The organism is Streptomyces sp. MP131-18 (genome assembly GCF_001984575.1).
GTDB classification, from domain to species: Bacteria; Actinomycetota; Actinomycetes; order Streptomycetales; family Streptomycetaceae; genus Streptomyces; species Streptomyces johnsoniae.
In genome coordinates this window covers 7,179,056-7,195,373 of the sequence record NZ_LZNS01000001.1, presented here as the reverse complement: position 1 = coordinate 7,195,373, position 16,318 = coordinate 7,179,056, and the positions used below count along the sequence as shown (strand labels likewise).

Annotated in this window: 15 protein-coding genes and 2 pseudogenes; 3 read left to right on the top strand and 14 right to left on the bottom strand. The window is 73.1% G+C overall.

Features of this window, described 5'->3' with window-relative positions; all coding sequences use genetic code 11:
* Nucleotides 1-126 precede the first annotated feature (126 nt).
* The 9 genes and pseudogenes from STBA_RS39130 to STBA_RS31900 all read right to left on the bottom strand — a co-directional run.
* A pseudogene (locus tag STBA_RS39130) lies at nt 127-285 on the bottom strand (aminotransferase class III-fold pyridoxal phosphate-dependent enzyme); the annotation flags it as partial.
* A 203-nt stretch (nt 286-488) separates the two neighbouring features.
* Nucleotides 489-1,067, bottom strand: coding sequence for an arginine repressor (locus STBA_RS31935; protein WP_077062503.1), 579 nt, complete (start codon nt 1,065-1,067; stop codon nt 489-491).
* A gap of 16 nt (nt 1,068-1,083) precedes the next feature.
* Nucleotides 1,084-2,304 carry an acetylornithine transaminase gene (locus STBA_RS31930; protein ID WP_077062502.1) on the bottom strand — a complete coding sequence of 407 codons (1,221 nt, stop codon included), beginning with the start codon at nt 2,302-2,304 and terminating at the stop codon, nt 1,084-1,086.
* A complete protein-coding gene (argB, locus tag STBA_RS31925; protein ID WP_077062501.1) occupies nt 2,301-3,218 on the bottom strand; it encodes an acetylglutamate kinase in 918 nt (305 codons plus the stop codon). The genes STBA_RS31930 and argB overlap by 4 nt, the downstream gene beginning before the upstream one ends.
* On the bottom strand, nt 3,215-4,366 hold the full coding sequence (gene argJ, locus STBA_RS31920; protein ID WP_077062500.1) for a bifunctional glutamate N-acetyltransferase/amino-acid acetyltransferase ArgJ: 1,152 nt from the start codon (nt 4,364-4,366) through the stop codon (nt 3,215-3,217). The genes argB and argJ overlap by 4 nt, the downstream gene beginning before the upstream one ends.
* A complete protein-coding gene (gene argC / locus STBA_RS31915; protein WP_077062499.1) occupies nt 4,363-5,391 on the bottom strand; it encodes an N-acetyl-gamma-glutamyl-phosphate reductase in 1,029 nt (342 codons plus the stop codon). Before argC ends, argJ begins: the two co-directional genes overlap by 4 nt.
* 601 nt (nt 5,392-5,992) lie before the next feature.
* A pseudogene (locus tag STBA_RS39125) lies at nt 5,993-6,459 on the bottom strand (transposase); the annotation flags it as partial.
* A 46-nt stretch (nt 6,460-6,505) separates the two neighbouring features.
* Complete coding sequence (locus tag STBA_RS31905) at nt 6,506-7,450, bottom strand: C45 family peptidase (RefSeq protein ID WP_077062497.1); 945 nt, start codon at nt 7,448-7,450, stop codon at nt 6,506-6,508.
* A 416-nt stretch (nt 7,451-7,866) separates the two neighbouring features.
* Nucleotides 7,867-8,709: a helix-turn-helix transcriptional regulator gene (locus STBA_RS31900; RefSeq protein WP_216355998.1), complete on the bottom strand. Its 843-nt coding sequence runs from the start codon at nt 8,707-8,709 to the stop codon at nt 7,867-7,869.
* A gap of 207 nt (nt 8,710-8,916) precedes the next feature.
* Between STBA_RS31900 and STBA_RS31895 the strand changes: the two genes are divergently transcribed.
* Nucleotides 8,917-9,885, top strand: coding sequence for an SDR family oxidoreductase (locus tag STBA_RS31895; RefSeq protein WP_077062496.1), 969 nt, complete (start codon nt 8,917-8,919; stop codon nt 9,883-9,885).
* An 84-nt stretch (nt 9,886-9,969) separates the two neighbouring features.
* Nucleotides 9,970-10,488, top strand: coding sequence for a hemerythrin domain-containing protein (locus tag STBA_RS31890; RefSeq protein ID WP_077062495.1), 519 nt, complete (start codon nt 9,970-9,972; stop codon nt 10,486-10,488).
* 127 nt (nt 10,489-10,615) lie between these two features.
* Here STBA_RS31890 and STBA_RS31885 read toward each other — a convergent pair whose 3' ends face one another.
* The 5 genes from STBA_RS31885 to STBA_RS31865 form a co-directional block, all read right to left on the bottom strand.
* Nucleotides 10,616-11,146 carry an AAA family ATPase gene (locus tag STBA_RS31885; RefSeq protein ID WP_077062494.1) on the bottom strand — a complete coding sequence of 177 codons (531 nt, stop codon included), beginning with the start codon at nt 11,144-11,146 and terminating at the stop codon, nt 10,616-10,618.
* A gap of 93 nt (nt 11,147-11,239) precedes the next feature.
* Nucleotides 11,240-12,085 (bottom strand): maleylpyruvate isomerase family mycothiol-dependent enzyme, encoded by an 846-nt coding sequence (locus tag STBA_RS31880; RefSeq protein WP_077062493.1) that lies wholly within the window; start codon nt 12,083-12,085, stop codon nt 11,240-11,242.
* Between the two features lie 375 nt (nt 12,086-12,460).
* A complete protein-coding gene (locus STBA_RS31875; RefSeq protein ID WP_077063753.1) occupies nt 12,461-12,859 on the bottom strand; it encodes a thiol-disulfide oxidoreductase DCC family protein in 399 nt (132 codons plus the stop codon).
* A 70-nt stretch (nt 12,860-12,929) separates the two neighbouring features.
* The gene (locus STBA_RS31870) at nt 12,930-13,490 is read right to left on the bottom strand and encodes a histidine phosphatase family protein (protein ID WP_077062492.1); all 561 of its coding nucleotides are present in this window, start codon (nt 13,488-13,490) and stop codon (nt 12,930-12,932) included.
* Between the two features lie 143 nt (nt 13,491-13,633).
* A complete protein-coding gene (locus STBA_RS31865; protein WP_077062491.1) occupies nt 13,634-15,088 on the bottom strand; it encodes a PLP-dependent aminotransferase family protein in 1,455 nt (484 codons plus the stop codon).
* Between STBA_RS31865 and STBA_RS31860 the strand changes: the two genes are divergently transcribed.
* On the top strand, nt 15,087-16,073 hold the full coding sequence (locus STBA_RS31860) for a DMT family transporter (RefSeq protein ID WP_077062490.1): 987 nt from the start codon (nt 15,087-15,089) through the stop codon (nt 16,071-16,073). The genes STBA_RS31865 and STBA_RS31860 overlap by 2 nt on opposite strands.
* Nucleotides 16,074-16,318: the final 245 nt, after the last annotated feature.

Below are 16,318 nucleotides of genomic sequence, written 5' to 3'. Positions count from 1 at the left end.
ACCGTCGTGCACGCGCTCTGCCCCGCGCTGGCGACGGCGGAACGGTTCGCCAGCGCGGGGTACGACACCGCGTTCGTCGGCAGGCCCGGTCGGCCGCGTTCCGTGCGGCCCCCGGACCCGGCCGGGGGCGAACCAGTGTCCCGTCCGGCCGATGCCCGTCCGCACCTCGTCGAGAACGAGCAGGCTGCCGGCGGACAAGACCACCACGACGTTCTCGCCCTGGACGGGCTCGACGATGACCAGCGCGGTCCGCTCGGTGACCGCGGCGCGCAGCGCCGCGGCGTCGTTGCCCGGCTTTCGCGGACCGCCCCCGGCCCCGTCGGCGAGGTCGCGGGGACGGCCGGGCGCGGGCTGCCAGCGGTGACCGGCCCGGTCAACCCCTCGAACGGCGCCGCCCGTTCAAAGCCGCCTCCCGCGCCGGAGCCCGGGATGCCCGGCTGAATCGACCGGGCGGCGGAGGCGGCGTCCGCCCCGGCGGCCCGCCGGGGTCAGTCCTCCGGCTGCTCCTTCTGCTTCTGTGCCAGCCGCAGCAGGTGGTCCGCCAGGGACTGGCCGCCCACCGGGTCGCGGCTGATCAGCAGCAGGGTGTCGTCCCCGGCGATCGTGCCGAGGATGTCGTGGACCTCCGCCTGGTCGATCGCCGAGGCGAGAAACTGGGCGGCGCCGGGCGGTGTCCGCAGCACGACCAGGTTGGCCGATGCCTCGGCCGAGATCAGCAGTTCCCCGGCGAGCCTGGCCATCCGTTCCTCCTTGGCCGACTCCCCCAGCGGCACACGGGGGGTGCGGTAGCCGCCCTCGCTTGGCACGGCGTAGATCAGCTCGCCGCCGGTGTTGCGGATCTTCACCGCGCCCAGTTCGTCGAGGTCACGGCTGAGCGTCGCCTGGGTGACGGTCAGCCCGTCGTCGGCGAGCAGCTTGGCCAGCTGGCTCTGGGACCTCACCGGCTGCCGGTTGAGGATGTCGACGATGCGGCGGTGCCTGGCCGCGCGGGTCTGGGGCACGGCGGGCCCGGGCCCGGGGGCGGAGGGGGCCGCCGACGACCCCGTGATCTGCGGCTCCTGGCTCATGCGCTCTCTCCGGTGGTCATCGCTCTCCGGTTGACGTGTCCACGGTGTCGAGAACGCCGGGCAGAGCCGTGAGGAACGCGTCCACCTCCGCGTCACCGATGATCAGCGGCGGCGCGAGCCGCAGTACGTCGGGAGCGACGGCGTTCACCAGGAGACCGGCGTCCTGAGCCGCCTGCTGCACCTGCGGTGCACGTGGCTCGGTGAGCACGATACCGAGGAGCAGTCCGGCGCCCCTGACGCGGTCGACCAGCGGGTGGCCGAGGCCCCAAATACCGTCGCGGAGCCGCTCCCCCGCCTCCTTGACGCGCTGGAGCAGGTTCTCCGACTCGATGGTGTCCAGCACGGCGAGCGCCGCCGCGCAGGAGACCGGGTTGCCGCCGAAGGTGGAGCCGTGCCCGCCCGGCGCGAGCAGGTCGGCAGCCGGGCCGAACGCAAGAGTCGCGCCGATGGGCAGGCCGGCCGCGAGGCCCTTGGCGAGGGTCACCACATCGGGCTCGACACCCGCCGCCTGCCCGGCGAACCAGTGTCCCGTCCGGCCGATGCCCGTCTGCACCTCGTCGAGAACGAGCAGGCTCCCGGTGGCGTGGGTGATGTCGCGGACCGCGGCGAGATAGCCCTCCGGCGGGACCACCACGCCGTTCTCGCCCTGGACCGGCTCGACGATGACCAGCGCGGTCCGCTCGGTGACCGCGGCGCGCAGCGCCGCGGCGTCGCCGTAGGGCACGTGCGTGACATCGCCGGGCAGCGGGCCGAAACCCGCCTGCTTCGCGGGCTGGCCGGTCAGGGCGAGGGCGCCCATGGTCCGGCCGTGGAAGCCGCCCTCGGTGGCGACCATGTGCGGACGCCCCGTGCGGCGGCCGATCTTGAACGCGGCCTCGACGGCCTCGGCGCCCGAGTTGCAGAAGAAGGCTCGGCCCGGCCGGCCGACCAGGCCGAGCAGCCGTTCGGCCAGGGCGACGGGCGGCTCGGCGATGTAGAGGTTGGAGACGTGCCCGAGGCGTGCGACCTGCTCGGACACGGCCCGCACGACGGCCGGGTGGCCGGTGCCCAGGGAGCTGACAGCGATGCCCCCGACGAAGTCCAGGTACTCCTTGCCGTCGGCGTCCCACAGCCGGGAGCCCTCGCCGTGGGTGAGCGCGAGGCGCGGAGTCCCGTAGTTGTCCATCAGGGCACCCCGCCAGCGCGCCGCGAGCGCCGCGTTGCCCCCGGGCCCCTTGCCTTCCGGTGCGTTGCTCATGCCGCCCCTCCCTTACCGGCCGCGTCGGGCACGACCATGGTCCCGATTCCCTCGTCCGTGAAGATCTCCAGCAGGATGGAGTGCTGTACCCGCCCGTCGATGACCCGCGCGGTGCGCACGCCGTTCCGCACGGCGAACAGGCAGCCCTCCATCTTCGGCACCATGCCGCTGGCCAGCTCGGGGAGCAGCTTCTCCAGCTCGCTCTCGGTGAGCCGGCTGATGACCTCGTCGCTCGCGGGCCAGTCCGCGTACAGGCCCTCGACGTCGGTCAGCACCATCAGCGTCTCCGCGCCGAGCGCGGCGGCCAGCGCGGCGGCGGCGGTGTCGGCGTTGATGTTGTAGACGTGGTCGTCGTCCGCGCTGCGTGCGATCGAGGAGATGACCGGGACGCGGCCGTCGTCGAGCAGCGCGCGCACGGCGCCGGTGTCCACGTGCGTGATGTCGCCGACGCGGCCGATGTCGACCCGTTCGCCGTCGATGTCGGCGAAGCGCTTGACGGCGGACATCAGGTGGGCGTCCTCGCCCGTCATGCCGACGGCCAGCGGGCCGTGCCGGTTGAGCAGGCCGACCAGCTCCCGCTGGACCTGCCCGGCCAGGACCATCCGGACCACGTCCATGGTCTCGGGGGTGGTCACGCGCAGCCCGGCACGGAACTCGGAGGTGAGGCCGAGCCGGTCGAGCTGGGCGCTGATCTGGGGGCCGCCGCCGTGCACGACGACGGGGCGGAGGCCGGCGTGCCTGAGGAAGACGACGTCCTGGGCGAACGCGGCCTTGAGCGCGTCGTCGACCATCGCGTTGCCGCCGAACTTGATGACGACCGTCTTGCCGTGGTGGCGGGTCAGCCAGGGCAAAGCCTCGATGAGGATGCGTGCCTTGGGCAGCGCGGTGTGCTTGCGGGCGGGGGCGTTGGTCATGAGGAGTAGGCGCTGTTCTCGTGGACGTAGTCGGCGGTGAGGTCGTTGGTCCAGATGACGGCGGACTCGGCCCCCGCCGCGAGGTCCGCGGTGATGGTGACCTCGCGGAACCGCATGTCGACCAGCGCGCGGTCCTCCCCGAGCGCACCCTTCTTGCACACCCACACGCCGTTGATCGCCACGTTGAGCTGGTCGGGCTCGAAGGCGGCGGAGGTGGTGCCGATGGCGGAGAGCACCCGGCCCCAGTTGGGGTCCTCGCCGTGAATGGCGCACTTCAGAAGGTTGTTGCGTGCGATGGAACGCCCCACCTCCAGCGCGTCGGCCTCGCTCGCCGCCCCCACGACCTCGATGCGGATGTCCTTGGACGCGCCCTCGGCGTCCTTGATGAGCTGCAACGCGAGGTCGTCGCAGACCGCGCGGACGGCCTCGGCGAACACGGCCGCCTCCGGCGTGACGCCCGAGGCGCCCGAGGCGAGGAGCAGCACCATGTCGTTGGTGGACATGCAGCCGTCGGAGTCGATGCGGTCGAAGGTGGTGCGGGTCGCCGCGCGCAGCGCGCGGTCCAGCGCGGGCGCCTCCAGGTCGGCGTCCGTGGTGAGCACGACGAGCATGGTCGCCAGGCCGGGCGCGAGCATGCCCGCCCCCTTGGCCATGCCGCCGACGCGCCAGCCGTCGCCGTCGACGACGGCCGTCTTGTGCACGGTGTCGGTGGTCATGATCGCGAGGGCCGCCTGCTCCCCGCCGTGGGCGGACAGCTCCTCCGCGGCGGTGCCGACCCCGGCGAGCAGCTGGTCCATGGGGAGTCGCGTGCCGATCAGACCGGTGGAGGCGACGGCCACCTCCGCGGCGCCGAGCCCGAGCACGTCGGCGGCGCGTTCCGCCGTGGCATGCGTGTCCTGGAAGCCGAGTGGGCCGGTACAGGCGTTCGCCCCGCCGGAGTTGAGCACGACCGCCGTCACGCTGCCCCCCTTGAGCACCTGCTCGGACCACTGGACCGGCGCCGCCTTGACGCGGTTGCTGGTGAAGACCCCGGCGGCGGCGGACCGCGGACCCCGGTTGACGACGAGCGCCAGGTCCGGACCCCCGCTGTCCTTGATGCCCGCGGCCACCCCGGCCGCGGTGAATCCCTGTGCTGCGGTCACACTCACGGTGCCACTCCGATCGTCGAAAGGCCCAGCACCTCGGGGAGGCCGAGGGCGATGTTCATGCTCTGCACCGCGCCCCCCGCGGTGCCCTTCGTGAGGTTGTCCACGGCGCTGATCGCGATGACGCGGCCGGCCGCCTCGTCCAGGGCCACCTGGATCTGCACGGCGTTGGACCCGGCGACGGCCGCGGTGGTGGGCCACTGCCCCTCGGGCAGCAGCCGCACGAACGGCTCCCCCGCCAGCGCCTCGGCGTACGCCCGGCGCAGCCCCGCGGCGGTGACGCCCGGCCTGGCGCGCGCGGAACACGTGGCCAGAATGCCGCGGGGCATGGGCGCGAGCGTGGGGGTGAACGAAACGGTCACGCGCTCCCCGGCCACGGCCGACAGGTTCTGCATCATCTCCGGCGTGTGCCGGTGCGTGCCGCCGACGCCGTACGGGCTCATGGCCCCCATGACCTCGGTGCCGAGCAGGTGTGGCTTGAGCGAACGGCCGGCACCCGAGGTGCCGCTGGCCGCTACGATCACGGCTTCGGGCTCGGCGAGGCCGGCGGCGTACGCGGGGAACAGCGCCAGGGTGACGGCCGTCGGGTAGCACCCGGGGACGGCGACGCGCGTGGAGCCCTTGAGCGCCTCGCGGGCCCCGGGCAGCTCCGGCAGCCCGTAGGGCCAGGTCCCCGCGTGCGGGGAGCCGTAGAACCGTTCCCAGTCGGCGGCGTCCGCCAGCCGGAAGTCGGCGCCGCAGTCGATGATCAGCGGGCCGTCGCCCAGCTGCTCGGCGAGCGCGCCGGACTGGCCGTGCGGCAGGGCGAGAAAGACGACGTCGTGCCCGGCCAGGGTCTCGGCCGAGGTCGGCTGGAGCACCCGGTCGGCCAGCGGCGCCAGCTGGGGCTGGAGCCCGCCGAGCGCCTGCCCGGCGTTGGCATGGCCCGTCAGGGCCCCGACCTCGGCCTCGGGGTGTTGCAGCAGCAGCCGCAGGATCTCCCCTCCCGCATAGCCACTCGCTCCCGCCACCGCAGCGCGCACTGCCATCGCCTCCTCCTCGGTGATGGCATGACTATACGCAGCTCAGCAGGGTTATGCAATCGGGCGATCGATGGCCGGCGGCTCGATGTGACTGAGCGCTTCACCTGGCGGATGAGTGCTCGAGTTGGCAGGGCTGAGCGGCTGAGATGGCGGGCAGGGCAGCGGAGTCATCGTTCAGCTACGGGGTTTCGTGGCGAATCGTGCCTGGTGCCGCGTTCATGCGCTGTGCTGGGGCCATCAAGTCACTGGTTCGCGTCCGGAGGGCGCGTCCCGCCCGGTGTGGTCGCATAGCTGCCTTCTGGACGATCTTGTGGAGTCGTACGCCATCGATCCGGCGGTGGCGGGACGCCTGGAGACGGGGAGGGGTGGACTCGTCGATGGATCACAGTCTGGAAGACGGCTGGAGCGGATGTGATCTGCCCGGTCGAGGATCTGGCCAGCTTCCCGGCCCGGCGTCGGTGCCGGTACGTGGATTCACCTGGCGGGCGAGGCGGCGCCACCGTCCCGGGGTGCGGTACTCACAGGTCACGGGCCGAATGCATGGTTTCGGGAGCTTGGCTGAGCGGCGTGTGTCGCCGGCCTTGGACTTCGTCGGCGGGATTGAGGAGGGACGGTTCTGCCACTCGGTCATGCCGTCCATGACCTTTGTCGGTGATCGTGGGGATCGCCTGCCGGGACACCTTGGCGCCGTACATCTCGCCCAGGTGGGCCGGGGCCTCCCGGGTCGTCAGACCCTTGGTGGCCCGTGAGTTCACGGTCTCGTCCGCCCCCGTCACACACTTCTGCCGCTTTTGCCGCTTTTGCCGCTTCTTGACGAACTTCGGATCGAAGGGACCGTCCCGGTCGCGCGGCACTGATACCCCCACTGGGCCCGACATCGGTCACCAGAGCCTTGAAACGCGTGCCGTAACGGCTGCTCCCGCTGTGCCTGCCGGCCGCGTCGCGCTTGTCGTAACCGAGGGCAGACTCCAGCCGCCGCTTGGTCAGCTGCTGGAGCGGCCCGCCCTCACCGGCCGGCTTCAGACCCTCGGCCTGGGCACGGTCGACGAGCTGGTCGGTCAACCGCTGTCCCACCGCGGTCGGCGGCTGAGCCCCAGCCGCATCGAGTCCGGAAAGCCTCTCAACTGGCCCGGCCCAAGGTCACGGTGCGGGATCCGGGCGCGAAGTCGCTGAAGGACTGCTGCCAGGACTCACCGGGCCAGTAGTACGTCACACGGCCCTCCACAGGCCGGTAGCGGGCTGTGTAGAGCGTTCTCGACCCCTGCTCGTCGACGGATCGGTACAGCGGCGGCTTCAGCATCGCCGCCACGTCCGCACCCGCGGCGCGAATGGCGCGCAGCCGCTCCCGCGTCCGCAAGGCCCGTTCCTGCTCGTCGGTCACCGGCAGGTGCTGGTGATTGGCGGCGCAGGCATCAGGCGCCACCGTCGGCGACATATCCGGCCCCACGAACACCGTCACCGCCTTCGCGGGATCGACAAGGGTGAGGTTCTGTGGGACGGCGACCGGCAGGGACCGCAGCCTGCCGACCGCCTCATCGACGGTGTCGCACGTCTCCAGCAGGTAGCGCACCACGATGAGAATGGCGAAGCCACGTCCGTAGACGGAACGTCCGCCCCAGGTGAGCGAGACCGCGAGACCGGCGTCGTTCATCCCGTCCAGCAAGCCCCACAGCACGTCCTGCATCCCGATCACGGGGCGCAGGAAGCAGGAGGAGACGATGGTGCCCTCGCACTGATCGGGCCGTAAGTCGTAGTTGCGCAGCAGAGTGCCGTTCGCGCCGATCTGGGTGCAGGCCGAGGAGAACGGCCGCAGTGCCGCGTGGGTGAGGAAGGCTTCCGCCTCGGGCCGGTCGAGTTGGCCGGCCAGACGGTCCAGAACCGGGACGAGTTCCGGCATGTGCGCACGGAACAGCGCCCGAACACGATCCGCGCCCTCCGGAGTCCGGCCCTCCTCGGTCAGCAGGCCCTCCATCTCCCGCCACAGGGCCCGGGCGTAGGCGGCCCACCGCCCGTCGCCGCCGTCACCGACCTCGATCGCCTGGAAGGTCATGTGCTGTTGCCGCATAGCTGCCACTCCCCTGTGAGAATCGGACGAGGCGAGGGCAACCTAGCCAATTGGGCAGGCAATCACCAGGTGGCCGCCATCGGCGACGGCCAGGCGCCGGATCTGGCGAAGCCGCCGAAAGCGAGCGTGGCCGATTCCAAGTGGGCGGTAATATCCCGCGTTGGAGAAGCCGTGCATCAAGAAGGCGGGGGCGCGCAATCGACACAGGATCGCTGCCCGCCACCACAGCCGCTCAGCCTCGCCAACTCGAGCGCTCATCCGCCAGGTGAAGCGCTCGGTCTCACCGCTCGATGGCCGGCCGGCGGCCCCGCCTCGGCCGGAGCCGGGTGCGACGTTCCGGGACGGGGAGCCGTACCGGATTGCTGCCCCGGCTCAGCCCAGTGCCGCTGCGGTGAGCCGCGAGGGCCACGAGGCGATCAGTGCCTGGCCCGCGTTCCGAGAACCGGCAGCAGTTGTAGCTTCTCGTGGCTCTCGCTGCCGGGAATCGCGGTGTAGACGAGCAGCGAATGGGCCTGGTCCGGATCGATCAACCGCTGACAGGTCAGCTCCAGTGCGCCCAGCTCGGGGTGGACGAAGTGCTTCACCTCGTGGGGACGAATGCCGACCTCGTGGTCGTTCCACACCTTCCTGAACTCTTCGCTGCGGGCGAGAAGCAGGCCGGCGAGGTGCGCCGCGCGGGAACCAGGCCCCCGCAGGGTGGCCACCTCGCGCAGGCCCGAGGCAAACATGCGGGTGAGGAACGGATGGTCGTCGGGAGCGTAGAGCTGCCGTACGGCGGGGTCGGTGAACCACCGGTAGCCGATGCTGCGGGCCGGGCCGCTGTAGTGGGACGTGTCGCCGGTGAGCGCGACGCCGAGCGCGGTCTGCCGCAGGGTCTCGCCGAGTTCGGTGACGATCTCGGCGGGCGTGTCGTGCAGGCGGTCGAAGATGCGCAGCAGGCCGGGACTGATGTGTTCACTGATCGCGGCACGCGCGGGCGGGTTGTGCCCGGCGAGCCGGAACAGGTGGTCGCGTTCGTCGAGCGAGAGGTGGAGTCCCTGCGCGATGGAGGCGATCATCTGCTCGGATGGCTGAGGGCCGCGCTCCCGCTCGAGTCGCGCGTAGTAGTCGGTCGACATGTGGCAGAGCGCCGCCACCTCTTCCCGCCGCAGCCCATCGGTCCGGCGGCGTCGTCCGCGCGGGAGGCCGACGTCCTCGGGTTGCAGCGACTCCCGGCGGCGCCGCAGGAACTCCGCCAGTCCTGTCCGATCGATCACCATGCGTTGCCTCCCTCGTTGCGTCATTCCTACCGTCCGCGCATCCCGGCATCCACGGCTCACCGATCCCCCCTTCCCGGCTCCGCACGGCTGCGTGGCCAACGGACCAAGCGGCACCGGCCTTCCGTATCAGTGGATCGAGCGGCCCTGAATAAAGTCGCCGTTTTCCGCGACCGTGGAGCCAACCACCCAACTGCGAGGAGTGAACGCATGCCACGCGCACCCATCGACATCACCGTTCCCGGCCTTTCCGGGAAGCGCGCCGTGGTGACCGGAGCCAGCGACGGTGTCGGCCTCGGGCTCGCCACGCGGCTCGCCGCGGCCGGGGCCGAGGTGCTTCTGCCCGTCCGGAATCCACGCAAGGGCGAGGCGGCGGTCGCGCACATCAGGCAGACGGTTTCCCACGCGAACGTGTCGCTCCGGTCCCTCGACCTGTCCTCGCTCGACTCCGTCGCGGCCCTCGGCGAGACCCTGCGAGAGGAAGGGCGCCCCATTCACGTCCTCATCAACAACGCCGGCGTCATGACGCCTCCCGACCGGCAGACGACCACCGACGGGTTCGAGCTTCAGTTCGGCACCAACCACCTCGGCCACTTCGCCCTGGTGGCCCACGTGCTGCCGCTGCTCCGCGCCGGCCACGCGCGCGTGACCTCGCAGATCAGCGTCGCGGCGAACCAGAATGCCATCAACTGGGACGACCTGAACTGGGAACGCTCGTACCACGGCAGGCGCGCCTACAGTCAGTCGAAGATCGCGTTCGGACTGTTCGGCCTCGAACTCGACCGGCGCAGTCAGGCAGGCGGCTGGGGCATCACGAGCAACCTCTCCCATCCGGGGATCGCTCCGACGAATCTGCTCGCCGCTCGCCCGGAGGTCGGCCGCGACCGAGCCACCTTGGGCGGCAGAATGATCCGCGCCATGTCCGCCCGCGGCATCCTCGTCGGGAGCGTCGGGACCGCGCAACTCCCGGCCCTCTACGCCGCGACGGCTGCCGACGCCCAGGGCGCCCGACTCTACGGGCCGAACGGGCCCGGGCACCTCAGGGGCCGTCCGGCCGAGCAGAAGCTCTACTCCCGCCTTCGCGGCGCCGAGAACGCCCGGCGCATCTGGCAGATCTCCGAAGAGCTGACCAGCACGAAGTTCCCCGGGGCACGGATTCCTGGTTCAGCCGGGTCCTGATGTCAACCTGGGGCCGGGCCGGGCCGGGCGCTTGGTGACATGAGGTGACGTGACGTCGCCCGGCGTCGGTAAGGTGATCGGATCATGAGTGCACCCGCCGGGCCGGACGACCGGCTCATCGCTTTCGGCCGAGAATTGATCGCCATCCACCGATGGCTGCGTGCGGACCTGCGTCGGCTCCGCAGGGACACCGAAGCCCACCTCGACGGCCGGACCACTCGTCGGCCACGTGAACTCGCCGCGCACTGCCTGTCCTTCTGCGCGGCGCTGACCGCGCACCACGAGGGCGAGGACCGGGGCGCGTTTCCCGAACTGGCCGCGGAGTTCCCCGAATTGCGACCCGTCATCGCCAAGCTGGTGGAGGACCACCAGATGGTGAGCGAGATCCAGGGCAATCTTGAGCGGCTGCTCGGCGGGATCTCCGAACGGCCCGACGAGGCCGAGGCCCGCCGGGTGCGCGGGGAGCTCGACGGCCTGAGCGCCCTCCTGGATTCCCACTTCGCCTTCGAGGAGCGGCGCATCGCGGCCGCCCTCGACCGGCTGTCCCCTGCGGCGGGCACGGTGGAGGAACTGCTGGGGATACGCGTCGGCGACACCGGCTGACCTTCTCCCCCGCAAGGTCCGAGGCCGTGCCGCGTCGCGCCGCGCCGTGCCGTGCCGCGTCGCGACTCAGACCGGCGCCGCTCCGCGAACGCCGGGTGCGCCCGAGCCCCCGCGCCCGTCCGCCCGATCACCCCGCGCGGCCAGGCCCGTCGACCGGTACCGGCCCGCCGACCCACGCCGCCAGGTCCGCCGCGACGTCGGCCGCGCTCCGGCCGCTGGTGGTGAACTCCCGGTCGACGACGCGTCGCAGGTCGTCCGCGTCCCGGAGCGCCTCCTCGACCGGGGCGTTACCCCAGCCACGGGCGGCGAGGCGGGTGCGCCGCTCCGCATCGTCGCAGTCCAGACGCGCCCAGGCGGCCCGCGGCAGACCCGCGACGCCCGCCGCGGCGCGTTCCCACTCCTCCGGTGTCAGGGGGCACAGGACCAGCACGGGCCGGCCGGCACGCAGCAGCATGTGGACGATCTTCGCCCACAGCCTGTTGTACAGGGGCCACACCTGGCTTGCCGCGGGAGAGGCCACCGGCACGCCCAGCAAGCTGCCGTCGGGCGCCAGCAGTTCGTCGAAGTCGACGGCGCCGAACGGGTAGTGCGCCAGGTGCGGAAGCACCGTGGACTTGCCCGAACCCGGGGCGCCGGTCACGAGGTGAAGCGTCGGCATGCTGGGTCTCCCCTGTCTCCACTGCTGCCTGCCGGTCATCGTATGCGTGGCCACCTGCGGCGGCGGACCGGCCCGGGGCGCACGGCCGGGCCCCTATCGGATGATCGAGACGATTTCCAGCACCGCCCCGGTCAGTGCCTCGTCCCCGCGCAGCCGGGCACGCGTACGCGCCACAGCAGGCTCGATGCCGCGCGACGCGAGGCGCCAGAGGGTGTCCGCGGCCAGCTCCACCTCGGCGGCGGCCCGCCCGCCGTCCGGAGCGGCGGGGGCCAGGCCCCAGCGTTCCGCGCCGCGCACCGCCGTCCACCGCCCGCCCGCGGGTCCTGGCACCGTGACGGTGACCGCCGTGCCCGGCGCGGCGGCGGCGTCGCGGAGGGTGTGCGGTAGGGCGCGCAGGAAGGCGTCGATCACCGGCCGGAGCAACCGCGGCCCGTCCGCGCCCGGCCGCCCGACCGCGTCGCGGATCTGCTGCTGGTGCACCCAGTACTCCGTGTACTCACGGGCCACGTCGAGCCAGGTCGGCGCGGGCGCGCCCGGGTCGGCCCAGGAGACGTCGAGCCCGGCCGGGGCGTCGAGGTCCCGGCCGGCCCACATCGCGTCGAGCTCCTGTCCCAGGCGGTCGAGCAGGCCGACGAGGAGCCGCGGGCTGAGCTGCCGAGCCGTCCGCACGAAGTCCTCGTTCGTCCTGGCGAGATAACCGGGCAGCGCCTCGCCCGGCTCGAACGCGGGGCCCGGGTGCCCGTCCCTGTCCGCGGACAGGCGGCGCACCTGGTCGTGCAGCACGTGGCCGGCGACGTCCCGCACTGCCCAGCCTGGGCAGACCGTCGCCCGCTCCCAGTCCTCGGCGGTGAGGGTGTTGAGCAGGTCGAGGAACGCACCGCGCTCGACGGGGAACAGCGGCCGCACGTCCATGGGTGGGCCGAGCCAGGACCAGGTCATGCCCGCAGTGCACCACGTCCCTGCGGCGGGCCGCCAAGCATTTTGCCGTCGAACGGGGGCCCGCCCGCCGTGGCCGCCGGTGTCCTGCCCGTTGCGGACGTGCGCAACGGAGGTGTGCGGCGGACGCGCGCCGTGCCCCGGGCTGCCACCGTTCCGACTGCCGCAAGGCCGCTGCTGGTGCGGTTCGCGGGCGTGCCGCTGTTCTGGCGGCTCGGCCTGTCGGCGCGGGCCGTGTCCGTTGCGGGGACCTCCGCCTACGACGCGGTCAATGCGGCGGCCAGTGCGCCGCCAACGCCGTCGGGGCGGCCGGCGAAGTCACTGCCCTCGCCGCCACGTTGCCATCGCCGCCTCGGCCCCCGGGGCGGGGCGACGGTGTCAGTCCCGGGGCCCGCCGGGATGGCGGCGCGCGGGGACGGCGCAGGCCGGGGTGCCGCCGGGCATGCGGCGGCGGTTGGCGGCCACCAGCCGGTAGACGCCGTGTGCGGCCCACCGCTGCGGCGGCAGCCGCAGCAGCGCGCCCAGCACGGCCCAGGCGCCCCCGGCGCTCATCAGCAGTTTCGCAACGGCGTGCGCGCCGCCGTAGACCGCGCCCGTGGGCGTGACCCACAGCACCTCGTGCTCGGCCCGTTCCCGGGTGACACCGAGCGCCGCCAGATCGGCGAACTGCCACGGCGTGGCCTCGCAGCGCGGCCGGATCCTGCGCCGGGCGAACTGCATCGAGCTGGTGCAGAACCCGCAGTCGCCGTCGTAGACGAGCACTGGCGATGTGTTCATGCCCCCATTCTCCTCCTCCCGCGCGCCGCCCGCCGCGGCGGGCCCGTCGGCGTGCACGGGACCCGCGTCCTCACCCCAGGCGCAGGCTCCAGCGGCCGGGCCGCCCGCTGAGGCTGACCACCGACAGCGGGTTGACCTCGGTGCGCCAGTACGACTGCGGCGGAGCCTTCAGGGCGTAGAGCATGGCGGCCCGGATCACCGAGGGCTCGGTGACGGCGACGACGCGGCCGTCCCCCTCGATCGGCCGGGTGTCGAGCCAGCCGCCGACGCGCGAGACGAACGACAGCAGCGGCTCGCCGCCGTGCGGCGCGGACCGCGGATCGGCGAGCCAGGTGCCGACCGCGGCGGGCTCGCGGGCGGTCACCTCCTGGAGGGTCAGCCCGTGCCACCGCCCCATGTCGCAGTCACGCAGCGCCGGTTGCGCCATCGGGGAGAGCCCGAGCGCGTCACCGGTCTGCCTGCTGCACGGGGTCGGGGAACAGTAGCGGAGCTCGGCGGCGGCCAGCGGCAGCAGCACGGGCATGGCCCGCTCCAGCGCCTGCCAGCCGGCCACGTCGAGCGGACGGTCGTCACCGAAACGGATGTCGAGGACAGCGGAACTGCGGGCAGCGGCAACCAGCGTGACCAGCATGGCGCGATCGTACGAGCAGTCGAATTAGCGCACCACCAGGGAAACATAAATATGACATCGGAATCTTCCAGCTGTCCCCCAAAACCACCGACCGAGGCGAATTCCCCGGCAATACGGGATGCTTCCGGACGTGATTCCCGACGTCAGAGGCTTCCCTCCAGCACCTCCTCGCACGCCAGCCGCAGCCGGTGCACCCCCTCGGCGATCTCCGCCACTCCGGCGGCCGGCGCGAAGCTGAGCCGGATGTGCGGGGCGGGCCGTTCGGCCGCGAAGTACGGCCGCCCGGCGGCAACCGCGACCCCGGCCCGCAGCGCGGCGGCGGACAGCGCGGCCTCGTCGGCGCCCGGCGGCAGCCCGAGCCACAGGTGATAGCCGCCGCGCGGCACCCGGCCGGCGGAAAGCCAGGGCAGCCCGGCGAGGACGGCCGACGTCATGGCCTCCCTGCGGGCCCGCAATTCACCGGCCACGGTTCGCAGATGACGCTGCCAGGCCGGACTCCCGACCAATTCCAGGGCAGCTTCCTGGAGCGGACGCGGCACGAAGAAACTGTCGACGATCTGAATGGCCCGCAGACGTTCCGCCACGGGCCCGCGGGCCGCGAGCGCACCGACCCGCAGGCTCGGCGAGGTGACCTTGGTGAGCGAACAGACGTGGATCACATGACCGTCCGCGTCCTCGGCGGCAAGGGTGGGCGGCAGCGGGCCCGCGTCCTCGTGCGCGAGTCTGCGCGCGAAGTCGTCCTCGACGACGAACGCGCCCGCCTCGCGGGCGACGGCCAGCACCTCGCGGCGCCTGGCGGCGCCGAGCACGGCGCCCGTCGGGTTCTGGAACAGCGGCTGGCACACGAACACCCGGGCGCCGCTGGCCGCGAAGGCACGGCTCAGCAGCTCCGTCCGCACCCCGTCGGCGTCCACCGGCACCGGCACCGGACGCAGCCCCGCAGCCCGCGCGACGGCCAGCATCCCCGGGTACGTCGGGGACTCGACGAGGATGGCGGCGCCCGGGGGCGCCAGGGCGCGCAGCGCGGCGCTGAGCCCACTCTGCCCGCCCGCCGTGATCGTGATGTCCGAGGCGGCCAGCGCCCCGGAACCGCCGTCGATCGTGCGGGCGAACCAGGCGCGCAGCTCGCCGAGCCCGTCCATCGGCGGCCGGTCCCACGCGCCCGGTCGCCGCCCCGCACGGGCGAGCGCCGCGGCCAGGGCGCGGTCCGGACGGAGCGCGGGCGCGAGGTACCCACCGTTGAACTCGATGACTCCCGGCGCCGGCGCGGCCAGCGTGGCCAGCACGCCCTGCGCGTCGACGGTACGCGGCACCTGGTCCGCCGCCGGGGCGGCGGTCAGCGTGATCTCCTGCCAGCTCAGATCGCCGCGGACCGACCGCGGCGAACAGGGCTCGGCACGGAACGCGCCCGCCCCGGGCCTGGTGACGACGAGCCCCTCGGCGGCGAGCACGGCCAGCGCCCTTGACACGGTCACGGGGCTGACGCGGTAGCGCGAAACCAGCTCCCTGCTGGCCGGGAGCTTCTGCCCGGGAGAGTAGCGCTTCAGCTCTCTCCGCAGAGAGGTGGCCAGTTCCGCGACGCTGCTACCGTGATGCATGACAGCACAGAATAGCGCTATCGCGCCGGTGGCAGTAGCGGTCCCCGTCCGCGGACCGACCGCGCGCCGCGGGCTCCTCCTGGCCGCCCTCGGGGTCACGGCGTTCTCCCTCACCTTCCCCGCGACCGCCTGGGCGCTCGAAGGGCTCGGCCCGTGGACCGTGACGTGCGCCCGCACCGTCCTCGCCGCCCTCATCGCCGGCTGCTGCCTCCTCGCCGTCCGTGCGTCCCCGCCGCCGAACCGCCACCTGCCCGGACTCGCGCTGGTGGCCGGCGGCTGCGTGATCGGGTTCCCCCTGCTGACCACCCTGGCCCTGACGACCTCGGGCACCGCCCACAGCGCCGTCGTCATCGGCCTGCTGCCGCTGACCACCGCCGGCTACGCCGCGGCCCGCACCGGCAGCCGCCCGCCGCGCGCCTTCTGGGCGGCCGCGGTGGCCGGGGCCGCGGTGGTGATCACGTTTGCGATACACGAGAGCGACGGCGCCCTGGCCACCGGCGACCTCTACCTCTTCGCCGCGCTCCTGATCTGCGCGGCCGGCTACGGCGAGGGCGGGCGGCTGGCCGGTCTCATGCCCGGCTGGCACGTCATCTCCTGGGCCCTGGTCGGCAGCCTGCCGCTCGCGCTGCCCGGACTCGCGCTTGCCCTCGCGGCCGAGCCCGCCCATCTCACGGGCCACGCCGTGGCCGGGGTCCTCTGGCTCGCGGCGGGCTCCAGCTTCTTCGGCCTGGTGGTGTGGTACCGCGGCCTCGCCCTCGCCGGCGTCGCCAGGGCCAGCCAACTCCAGCTGGCCCAGCCCCTGCTGACCCTCGTCTGGTCCGTCGCACTCCTCGACGAACGCCTCGGTCCCGCCGCCGTGGCCACGGCGGCGGGCGTGCTGATCTGCGTCGCCGCCACCCAGCGAGCGGCCCGCCGAGCCGGCCCGAGGCGGCGCTCGGGCCGCGACCGGACGACCCGTTCCTCCACCGCGGCCGGTGTCCCGTGAGACTGGTGGGCCGGGGCGTTCCGGCGTCCTAGGCCGACCGTGCTCCCGGTAGCGGCCCGCCCGGTGGGCGACGGTGACGTACCTGCGCGGGAACCGCGCGGCCGCCGCACCACGCGGCGCCGCGGCCGTCGGCCGGCCACGGCGCACCTGACCGGACCCGGTGGCGACGCGCGAGCCGTACCGCAGCCCCGGACCCACGTTCCCGGAACGGCACCCCCGGGTCCGGCCCTTCGGTCGCGCCGGAT

Bases quoted from the DNA above. Each gene is read 5' to 3' on its own strand.
- STBA_RS31935 (WP_077062503.1), bottom strand. From the start codon at position 1,067: ATGAGCCAGGAGCCGCAGATCACGGGGTCGTCGGCGGCCCCCTCCGCC.
- STBA_RS31930 (WP_077062502.1), bottom strand. From the start codon at position 2,304: ATGAGCAACGCACCGGAAGGCAAGGGGCCCGGGGGCAACGCGGCGCTC.
- argB (WP_077062501.1), bottom strand. From the start codon at position 3,218: ATGACCAACGCCCCCGCCCGCAAGCACACCGCGCTGCCCAAGGCACGC.
- argC (WP_077062499.1), bottom strand. From the start codon at position 5,391: ATGGCAGTGCGCGCTGCGGTGGCGGGAGCGAGTGGCTATGCGGGAGGG.
- STBA_RS31905 (WP_077062497.1), bottom strand. From the start codon at position 7,450: ATGCGGCAACAGCACATGACCTTCCAGGCGATCGAGGTCGGTGACGGC.
- STBA_RS31900 (WP_216355998.1), bottom strand. From the start codon at position 8,709: ATGGTGATCGATCGGACAGGACTGGCGGAGTTCCTGCGGCGCCGCCGG.
- STBA_RS31895 (WP_077062496.1), top strand. From the start codon at position 8,917: ATGCCACGCGCACCCATCGACATCACCGTTCCCGGCCTTTCCGGGAAG.
- STBA_RS31890 (WP_077062495.1), top strand. From the start codon at position 9,970: ATGAGTGCACCCGCCGGGCCGGACGACCGGCTCATCGCTTTCGGCCGA.
- STBA_RS31885 (WP_077062494.1), bottom strand. From the start codon at position 11,146: ATGCCGACGCTTCACCTCGTGACCGGCGCCCCGGGTTCGGGCAAGTCC.
- STBA_RS31880 (WP_077062493.1), bottom strand. From the start codon at position 12,085: ATGACCTGGTCCTGGCTCGGCCCACCCATGGACGTGCGGCCGCTGTTC.
- STBA_RS31875 (WP_077063753.1), bottom strand. From the start codon at position 12,859: ATGAACACATCGCCAGTGCTCGTCTACGACGGCGACTGCGGGTTCTGC.
- STBA_RS31870 (WP_077062492.1), bottom strand. From the start codon at position 13,490: ATGCTGGTCACGCTGGTTGCCGCTGCCCGCAGTTCCGCTGTCCTCGAC.
- STBA_RS31860 (WP_077062490.1), top strand. From the start codon at position 15,087: ATGACAGCACAGAATAGCGCTATCGCGCCGGTGGCAGTAGCGGTCCCC.
- STBA_RS31865 (WP_077062491.1), bottom strand. From the start codon at position 15,088: ATGCATCACGGTAGCAGCGTCGCGGAACTGGCCACCTCTCTGCGGAGA.